Origin of the sequence: Barnesiella sp. CU968 (assembly GCF_905219685.1) — a bacterium.
Taxonomy (GTDB): Bacteria; Bacteroidota; Bacteroidia; order Bacteroidales; family Muribaculaceae; genus Lepagella; species Lepagella muris_A.
The window spans coordinates 1-9260 of the sequence record NZ_CAJMXD010000085.1 but is presented as its reverse complement, the minus strand read 5'-3'; the positions used below and the strand labels follow the sequence as shown (position 1 = coordinate 9260).

At 49.7% G+C, this 9260-nt stretch carries 10 protein-coding genes and 1 pseudogene; all 11 read left to right on the top strand.

The features are described 5' to 3' along the window. The coding region (locus JX312_RS05100; protein WP_204457264.1) for a TraG family conjugative transposon ATPase at nt 1-1941 on the top strand (1941 nt) is incomplete at its 5' end. Between the two features lie 152 nt (nt 1942-2093). Continuing rightward, a pseudogene (locus JX312_RS05095) lies at nt 2094-2732 on the top strand (DUF4141 domain-containing protein). Between the two features lie 39 nt (nt 2733-2771). After that, the gene (traJ, locus tag JX312_RS05090; protein ID WP_123486692.1) at nt 2772-3770 is read left to right on the top strand and encodes a conjugative transposon protein TraJ; all 999 of its coding nucleotides are present in this window, start codon (nt 2772-2774) and stop codon (nt 3768-3770) included. Nucleotides 3771-3788: 18 nt separating this feature from the next. Next, nucleotides 3789-4412, top strand: coding sequence for a conjugative transposon protein TraK (traK, locus tag JX312_RS05085; RefSeq protein WP_123486682.1), 624 nt, complete (start codon nt 3789-3791; stop codon nt 4410-4412). 7 nt (nt 4413-4419) lie between these two features. Next, nucleotides 4420-4746, top strand: coding sequence for a TraL conjugative transposon family protein (locus tag JX312_RS05080; protein WP_123486683.1), 327 nt, complete (start codon nt 4420-4422; stop codon nt 4744-4746). Further along, nucleotides 4691-5911: a conjugative transposon protein TraM gene (gene traM / locus JX312_RS05075; RefSeq protein WP_123486684.1), complete on the top strand. Its 1221-nt coding sequence runs from the start codon at nt 4691-4693 to the stop codon at nt 5909-5911. Before JX312_RS05080 ends, traM begins: the two co-directional genes overlap by 56 nt. Before the next feature lie 26 nt (nt 5912-5937). Then, nucleotides 5938-6960, top strand: a complete 1023-nt coding sequence (gene traN / locus JX312_RS05070) for a conjugative transposon protein TraN (RefSeq protein ID WP_369809651.1) — start codon at nt 5938-5940, stop codon at nt 6958-6960. A 2-nt stretch (nt 6961-6962) separates the two neighbouring features. Continuing rightward, entirely contained in the window at nt 6963-7544 is a 582-nt protein-coding gene (locus JX312_RS05065; protein WP_204457263.1) for a conjugal transfer protein TraO, read from the top strand. A gap of 4 nt (nt 7545-7548) precedes the next feature. After that, complete coding sequence (locus JX312_RS05060; RefSeq protein ID WP_123486687.1) at nt 7549-7971, top strand: hypothetical protein; 423 nt, start codon at nt 7549-7551, stop codon at nt 7969-7971. Nucleotides 7972-7974: 3 nt separating this feature from the next. After that, nucleotides 7975-8841, top strand: a complete 867-nt coding sequence (locus tag JX312_RS05055; protein WP_123486688.1) for a toprim domain-containing protein — start codon at nt 7975-7977, stop codon at nt 8839-8841. A 12-nt stretch (nt 8842-8853) separates the two neighbouring features. Beyond that, the coding region (locus tag JX312_RS05050) for a DUF3872 domain-containing protein (RefSeq protein ID WP_204457262.1) at nt 8854-9260 on the top strand (407 nt) is incomplete at its 3' end.

The window sequence follows — 9260 nt, the reverse complement described above, 5'->3', positions numbered from 1 at the left end:
GAAAAGTATCTGAGTCTGGCGAGGGGGAAGGTAAAAGGGCTGGAGGATATAGAGCTGGAAGAGAAAGAAATGCGTATCGGCGACAAGATGCTGTGCCTGCATACACTTTCAGATACTGATGATCTGCCCGGAAAGGTCAGCACTGATAACCGTTATGAGCGGTTATCGACTGACCGCTCGGATTGCAGATTGAGCTTCGCCTCTCCCGTGGGTCTGCTTCTGCCGTGCAACCATATCTACAACCAGTATATACTGATTGACGACCATGACGAGAATCTGGCGAAGTTCGAGAAAACAGCCCGAAATATGAACAGTCTTTCAAGGTATAGCCGAAGCAATGCCATTAACAAAGAGTGGATAGACCGCTATCTGAACGAGGCTCACAGCTATGGTCTTACCTCTGTGCGCTGCCACTGCAATATAATGGCGTGGAGCGATGACGCGGAGGAACTGCGACGCATCAAGAATGATGTCGGGAGCCAGTTGGCGACTATGGGTTGTATGCCCCGGCACAACACCATCGACTGCCCGACACTGTTCTGGTCAGCGATGCCCGGCANCGAGGCAGACTTCCCTGCCGAGGAGAGTTTTTACACTTTCATCGAGCCTGCCGTCTGCTTCTTCACTGCCGAAACCAACTACCGCAGTAGCCTATCGCCTTTCGGAATCAAGATGGTAGATAGGTTGACCGGAAAACCTATCCATCTGGATATATCCGACGAGCCTATGAAACGCGGCATCACCACCAACCGCAACAAGTTCATACTGGGCCCGTCGGGTAGCGGAAAGTCTTTCTTCACCAACCATCTGGTGCGCCAATATTATGAGCAGGGCGCGCATATTCTCCTGATTGACACCGGCAATTCATACGAAGGGCTGTGCAATCTGATCCACAACAAGACGCACGGCGAGGACGGTATCTATTATACCTACACCGAGGAAAAGCCGATTTCTTTCAATCCGTTTTTCACAGATGACGGGATGTTCGATGTGGAGAAGAAGGACTCGATTAAGACACTGCTACTTACACTCTGGAAGTCAGAGGATGACAGAGTGACAAAGACCGAATCCGGTGAGCTTGGCTCGGCGTTGTCGATGTTCCTTGAAAAAATGGCTAAGGATAAGAATATAGTGCCATGCTTCGACGCTTTTTTTGAGTTTATGCGCGACGATTACCGCGCTGAAATGGCACAGCGTCCTATTCCCATATACAAACAGGATTTTGACATTGACAACTTCCTTACAACCCTGCGTCAGTATTACCACGGCGGCCGGTTTGACTTTCTGCTGAACTCCAAAGAGAATATCGACCTGCTGAACAAACGTTTCGTCGTGTTCGAGATTGACGCCATCCGCGATAACAAAGACCTGTTCCCGGTGGTGACAATAATCATCATGGAAGCCTTTATCAACAAGATGCGCCGGTTGAAAGGTGTACGAAAACTTCTTATCTGCGAGGAGGCTTGGAAGGCGTTGTCAACGGCGAATATGGCTGAGTATATGCGCTATATGTTCAAGACAGTGCGCAAATATTTCGGCGAGGCTGTGGTTGTCACGCAGGAAGTGGACGATATTATCTCGTCACCGATTGTCAAGGAAACAATCATCAACAACTCCGACTGTAAAATCTTGCTCGACCAGCGGAAATATATGAACCGCTTTGACCAGATACAGGAGCTGCTCGGTCTGACCGACAAGGAAAAGGCGCAGATACTCAGTATCAATATGGCAAACAGCCCCAACCGGCTCTACAAAGAGGTATGGATCGGGCTGGGCGGAACGCAGTCCGCTGTCTATGCCACGGAGGTGTCACCGGAGGAATACCTGTGTTACACTACCGAGGAAACGGAGAAAATCCAAGTCCTTGACCGCGCCCGTCAGCTCGGCGGTGACATCGAAGCGGCGATCAAACAGTTAGCCAACGAAAAAAGAGAGAAATAATGTATGAATGTGAAATCCATATTTTCAGGTATCGTGTCAGGAATAATGTTTTGCCTCGGCCTCCTCCAGACAATTATTCTCGCCATGATTAGAACTATTATAAGCATGGCTCACAGAATACGATAAATCCACCACTTTTAATCCGCAATCAAATGAAGCATCTCAAGTTTTTAATCCCCCTCATTGCCCTGTGCCTGATGCTCGGCACGGGCAGGGCCTCCGCCCAATGGACGGTCATAGACCCGTCGAACATCGCCCAGAGCATCGTAAACAACTCCAAATCACTCGTTCAGGAGTCACAGACGGCTACGCACATGGTCAAAAATTTTCAGGAAACCGTGAAAATTTACCAGCAGGCTAAGAAATATTATGACGCACTGCAATCGGTCAACAACCTTGTCCGTGATGCCCGCAAGGTGCAGCAGACAATCCTGATGCTCGGCAACATCTCCGGTTACTATGTCAACAATTTCCAGAAGATGCTGACCGACCCTAATTTCACAAGTGCCGAACTCTCGGCAATCGCCTCCGGATACACCCGGATACTCGAAGAAGCCAACGGCGTACTCGGCGACTTGAAACAGGTAGTCAATATCACTACACTGAGTATGACCGACAAAGACCGTATGGATGTGGTCGATGACTGCTACAAGGAGATGAAAAGGCTGAAGAACCTGACGGCATATTACACCAACAAGAATATAAGCGTGTCATAACTGCGCGCCAAAAAGAAGGCTGATACACAGCGTGTGGTGGCTCTCTATGGCGACGGGTCTGAAAAATACTGGTAATTGTAGTAATCATAATTAAAAAATATGATAGCGTTATCAATAGATTTCAACAACCTCCACACCATACTGCGCTCGCTCTATGACGAGATGATGCCTCTATGTGAGGATATGGCGGGTGTGGCTCAGGCGATAGCCGGATTGGGCGCGTTGTTCTTCGTTGCCTATCGCATCTGGCGGTCACTTGCCGCCGCAGAGCCGATTGATGTGTTTCCGCTGCTACGTCCGTTTGTGATAGGCTTCTGTATAATGTTTTTCCCGTCAGTGGTACTCGGCACCATCAACTCTGTGATGTCGCCGATTGTGCAGGGCACAGCCTCTATGCTTGAAGGGCAGACACTCGATATGCAGAAATACCGCGAGGAGAAAGACCGGCTGGAGTATGAGGCGATGATGAATGACCCGTCAACAGCCTACCTTGTCGATGATGCCGAGTTTGACAGACAGATAGACGAATTAGGCGTGACGGAGATAGGCACAGCCGCCGGAATGTATATCGAGCGGGGAATGTACAAAGTCAAAAAAGCTATTCAAAACTTTTTCAGAGAGTTGTTGGAGATGCTTTTTCAGGCTGCCTCACTCACGATTGACACTATCCGCACATTCTTCCTTATCGTGCTGTCAATTCTCGGCCCGGTCGCCTTCGCTCTTTCCGTTTGGGATGGCTTCCAGTCAACGCTGACCCAGTGGATACAACGATATATCCAGACTTATCTGTGGCTGCCGGTGGCAGACCTGTTTTCGACAATCCTTGCGAAAATACAGGTGCTGATGTTGCAGAACGACATTTCGGAACTGACAAACAACCCCAACGCAAACCTCGACAGCTCAAATACTTGCTATGTCATTTTTATGATAATCGGCATTATAGGATACTTCACGATTCCAACTGTGGCGGGCTGGATAATACAAGCCGGAGGTGCCGGAAACTATAACCGTGCTGTCAACACCACCGCGATGCAGGTCAGTTCTGGTGCGGCAAGTGTCGGAGGCGCGGTCGCCGGAAATGTCGCGGGCAACGCAGGCAAATTGCTTAAATAATATTCAAACGACATTCAAATGCAATTCAAATCACTTAAAAACATCGAAACCTCGTTCCGCCAGATACGGCTGTTTGGTATTGTGTTTGTGGCGATGTGTGCCGTGGTGGTGTCGGTGGCTCTGATCTGCGTGTTCAATTTCGCTGAAAGGCAGAGGGAAAAAATCTATGTTCTTGACAACGGCAAGAGTCTTATGCTCGCCTTGTCGCAGGACATGGAGCAGAACCGCCCGGCGGAAGCCCGTGAACATGTGCGACGCTTCCATGAGCTGTTTTTCACACTCTCACCTGACAAATCGGCGATTGAGCATAACATCAACCGCGCCCTTATACTGTCGGACAAGTCGGCATACAACTACTACACGGATTTTTCGGAGAAGGGTTACTACAACCGTATCATCGCCGGCAACATCAACCAAGTGCTGCAAGTGGACAGTGTGGTGTGCGATTTCAACAACTATCCGTACATCGCTAAAACCTATGCCCGACAAATGATTATCCGCGAAAGCAATGTGACAGAGCGTACACTGGTGACGCAGTGCCGCCTCTCCAACGCCTCACGCTCCGACGACAATCCCAACGGCTTCATCATCGAAGGCTTCACAATACTTGAGAACAAGGATATTTCAACCGTAAAACGATAATTCAATTATGTCAAAGATTAAATCAATATTTTCCGCCATATATAATAATATGTGGCGCAACCCGAAAGGGAGGCTCACAACGCGCCTGAAAGGAGCGTGTGAGTCAATTCCCCCGAAACAACGGCTTACTGTCGTGTCGCTTATGCTGACCGTGTTTGTGCTTACCGCCTTCTTCGTGTTCGGTCATGCCTGTTACAGGATAGGTCTGGGCAAAGCGCAAAAATCAGTGGAGATCGAGCATATAATGCCGATCGACATCGTTACCAAATCTCCCGTTCATGAACCTCAAAATCTTCCAGACTATGACGATGCAGGAGTGGAAAGCGAAGATTAACGGCTTCTTCCAGCCCAAATCGCAGGCTGAACGGCAGAAGATGATGAAATACTTAGTCGTGTTCCCGGCGGCTGTCGTGTGCGGCATAGTGATACTGTGGCTGCTGTACACAAGCCTCAACAAGAATGACAGCAAGGTCGGCAATGCCTTCAATACCGAAATACCTGAGGGTGAGAACGACGGTATCAAGACCAAAGCGGAGGAATATGCCGCCGCAGATGCAGCCAAAGAGAAGGAGGCGCAACAGCGTGCGGTGGTCGCCCTTGATACTCTTACCGCCCTTACAACCGATACCGTTGAGCATCAGTCCGCCGTTGAGAACTCCGCACAGGCGTATCAGGAGGTTCAAGCATCGCTCAATGACTTTTTTGTGGAGGACACCTCAGCCGACAATGTTGAAATGGAGGCTCTAAATGAGCGTATCGCAGAGTTGGAGGCTCAGAATGCTCTGGCACAGCGACAGACGGCACAGCCTGATGAGATGGAGCTGATGGAACGCTCGTATCAGTTGGCGGCACAGTATATGGGCAACGGCGGCAACTATTCGCCCCCACAACCCACCGAAGAAAAGGGCAAACGGGATGTGCAGCCGGTGGCGCAGGTCAACAGGAATGTGGTATCCACGCTCGGTCAGACATCAACCGTCAGGGGCTTCAATACCTCGGTGGGTACAATGAGGGCGGTCGCCAAGAATACCATCGCCGCAGTGGTGGCAGGTAACCAGAGTGTTGTTGACGGCGAGAGTGTAAAACTCCGTACCGTCGAACCGATGTGGGTCGGCAACCGCCTGATACCGCGTAACACCACCATTGTCGGCTCTGCAAGGGTGCAGGGCGAAAGGCTGGAGATTGAAATCACCTCCATCGAGTGCGAAGGCTCTATATATGAAGTGGAGTTGCAGGTATATGACTCCGACGGTCAGGAGGGCATCAATATCCCGCAGTCAATGGAGAGTGACGCGCTGCATGAAATCGGAGCAAATATGGGCAGTACGATGGGAAGCTCGATAAATATTTCCACAAATACCGGGGCGCAGATAGCATCCGACGTGGGTCGAGGGCTGATAAACGGTGTCAGTCAGTATCTCACCAAGAAGCTGCGAACCGTCAAAGTCCACCTCAAAGCCGGCTACCGTGTGATGCTTCACCAGCCGGAAGATATATGATTATTCACCATTAAATCCACAATTCAATGAATTACAAACTCTTTTTACGTTCGCTTATTGCCGTTATAGCAATGGCGACTCCGGCTTTTGCCGGAACAAAATCGGTTAAAAACACCGATGTCAACGTGCCGTCTGACACGGAAAAGGTTGCCGCTCAGGTAGCCGAACACGAAATCAACGTGTACAGCGACAACTACACCGACGGCGACAAGTTCGACGGTCTGACCCGCAAGGTCGGCTTCGACCGGATGATACCGCCTCACGCTCTGGAAGTCTGCTACGAAAAGACTACGCACATTATATTTCCCTCGGAAATAGTCTATTGCGACTTAGGCAATGAGAACCTTGTCGCCGGATTAGCCGATGGCGCAAAGAATGTGCTGCGTGTCAAATCAGCCTTCAAGTCATTCAAGCAGGAGACAAACCTGTCGGTAATAACCGAGGACGGAAGCTATTATAGTTTCAACGTGAAATTCGCAAAAGAGCCGCTGTTGCTCAATATCGAGATGACCGATTTTCTGCATGACGGCGAGGCAGTCAATCGCCCGAACAACGCGCAGGAAATCTATCTTGAAAAGTTAGGTAGCGAGTCACCTATACTTGTCAAGCTGATTATGAAAAGCATCTACAAGCAGAACAAGCGCGAAATCAAGCATATAGGCTCAAAGCGTTTCGGGGTGCAGTTCCTCCTGAAATCCATCTATGCTAACAACGGGCTTCTCTATTTCCACACCGAGCTGAAAAATACATCAAACATTCCTTTCGATGTCGATTATGTCAGCTTCAAGATTGTGGATAAGAAGGTTATCAAGCGGACTGCTATGCAGGAGCAGGTACTTGAACCGCTCCGCGCCCAGAACTATGTGACGGTGGTACACGGCAAGCAGTCGGAACGCACTGTGTTCGCTTTGGAGAAATTCACTATTCCCGACGACAAGCAGCTTGTTATCGAGATTGCCGAAAAGGAAGGCGGCAGACATCAGTCCTTCGTGGTCGAGAACGAGGATATTGTGAGAGCCAACGTAATTGACGAATTAAGCATACAGTAACCATGAGAAAAGCGATAATGATAATCGCTGCCATGCTCACCCTCTTCGGAGGGCGGGCAATGGCCCAGCGATGCCTCCCCGGAATGTCTGCCGTGGAAATCAAGGCTGATATGGCAGACGGTTTTTATACCGGCAACTCCCGCAACTGCGGTTATTCTTTCGGAGTGTTCTATTCAGTTTATAAGGGTAGTGCCAATATTTGGAGCTTTGGCGGCGAGTATCTCCAGACCTACAAGCCATACGGCGCGAAAGGTCGTATCCCGGTGGCTCAGTTCACAGGCGAGGTCGGCTACAATCTCCATCTGTTGAGCGACTATTCGCAGACCTTCCACCTATATGGCGGCGTGTCAGCTCTCGGTGGTTACGAAACAGTGAACTGGGGCAAGTCTGTGTTATCCGACGGTTCAACGCTCCATGACGGCGACAACTTTATCTATGGCGGTGCGCTGACATTACAGGCTGATTTCTACCTGTCAGACAGAATTGCCCTGACCGCAAATATCAAGGAACGATTCACCTTCGGTAGCGATGTGCAGATTTTTCACACCCAGTATGGTGTCGGTGTCAAATTTATAATCGAATAAACCTATGGGATTGATTGTTATAGACCTCGATATAAATAATCTTCCATTGGAGGATTTTATGAAGGCGATCGGCTATGAGCCGATAAAAAAGGACGGCAACCTTCTGATATACAATGCTCCGTATTCTGTCGGTGGCAATGCTACTATGGTGGTGGACACCGAAAAGAATGGCTGGTATGACAGCAAAGAACCCGAAAAATACTACGGCGGCATTTATGATCTCGCTTACGAGTTGACCGGGAGCTGCAACCGCTCCGAGTTGAACCTATACATCGCCACACATATGAAGGATTTTAAGGAGTTCAAGACTTACGAAGTGACCGTCAACGGCGATGAAGCCGAGGGTGATGTGACGGCTACGCCCGTCAGCAGACCGGAACAGCCTAAGCAACAGCCGCCAAAACCCAAACGCAAAATGCGCTTTTAGCCTATGGATATAGATGCTATCAAGGGAATATCCCTCGTGGATTTCCTGCACCACCTCGGCTATGAGCCGACTGGGCGCGACAGCAAAGGTCTGTGGTTTTATGCCCCGTACCGCAACGAGAGAAAGCCATCGTTTCATGTCAATCCTCGGAAAAATGTATGGTTCGATTTTGGTAGCGGAGCCGGAGGCGACATCTTCACCCTTGCCGGAGAACTGTGCGACACGACCGACTTCATCAGACAGGCGGAGTACATCGCCGAAAAGATGCGGATGCCGGTATCACAGCCTTACAAGCCGGAGCCATTCATTGAGCAGCCGACCTTTGAGGACGTGAAAATCTCCAAATTGGTATCGCCGGCATTACTGCGTTACCTCGCAAACCGTGGCATACCTGCCGACATAGCACAACGATATTGTGTGCAGGTGGATTATAAATTGCATGGCAAAAACTATTATGCCATCGGTTTTGAGAACAGCGCACACGGATTTGAGTTGCGAAACAGCTTCTTCAAAGGAAGTTATCCGCCAAAGCATATCACCCATATCGCCAACAGCAACGCCCGGTGTAATGTATTCGAGGGCTTCATCGACTTTCTTTCGGCGGAACGCCTCGGATTGAATGACGGCAATGACAGTGTTGTGCTTAACTCCGTGGCGAATGTCGGCAAAGCAATCCCGACTTTGGCGGAATACCCGCTGATACTGTGCTATCTTGACAACGATACCGCCGGGCGTGCCGCAGTAGCCAGACTGCGCCGCGAGTTCGGCGACAGGGTGAGCGACAAATCCGCACGCTATCCCGACCACAAGGATCTGAACGATTACCTACAATCGCTCAACCCCAAGAAATCAACAAAACTAAAATTCTAAACAGACACAAAAATGAAAAAGACAAATAAAAATTCATTTGGCGTTATCGCCATTCTCTCCCTTGTAATCGCTGCCGTATGCAGCCTCACATCCTGCTCCGACGACCTTGATGTGCAGCAGTCCTATCCCTTCACGGTGGAGGTGATGCCATACGCTGACAAGATTGCCAAAGGGCAGACCATCGAACTGCGCTTCGAGATAAAGCCCGAAGGCAACTATGCCAACACCCTCTATACCATCCGCTACTTCCAGTATGACGGCGAAGGCTCGCTCAAACTCGTTGACGGCCCGGTGCTGGTCAACAACGACCGTGTGCTTCTTGAAAGTAAAACGTTCAGACTGAATTACACCGCCAAAAGTGACGAAGCCCACAAATTCCTCGTGGTCGTGGAAGATGTATGTTGTCCATTACATAAATC

What these genes read in the sequence shown, in the direction of transcription:
- JX312_RS05080 (WP_123486683.1), top strand. Translation starts at nt 4,420, where the DNA reads ATGTCAAAGATTAAATCAATATTTTCCGCCATATATAATAATATGTGG.
- traM (WP_123486684.1), top strand. Translation starts at nt 4,691, where the DNA reads ATGAACCTCAAAATCTTCCAGACTATGACGATGCAGGAGTGGAAAGCG.
- JX312_RS05060 (WP_123486687.1), top strand. Translation starts at nt 7,549, where the DNA reads ATGGGATTGATTGTTATAGACCTCGATATAAATAATCTTCCATTGGAG.
- traK (WP_123486682.1), top strand. Translation starts at nt 3,789, where the DNA reads ATGCAATTCAAATCACTTAAAAACATCGAAACCTCGTTCCGCCAGATA.
- traN (WP_369809651.1), top strand. Translation starts at nt 5,938, where the DNA reads ATGAATTACAAACTCTTTTTACGTTCGCTTATTGCCGTTATAGCAATG.
- JX312_RS05055 (WP_123486688.1), top strand. Translation starts at nt 7,975, where the DNA reads ATGGATATAGATGCTATCAAGGGAATATCCCTCGTGGATTTCCTGCAC.
- JX312_RS05065 (WP_204457263.1), top strand. Translation starts at nt 6,963, where the DNA reads ATGAGAAAAGCGATAATGATAATCGCTGCCATGCTCACCCTCTTCGGA.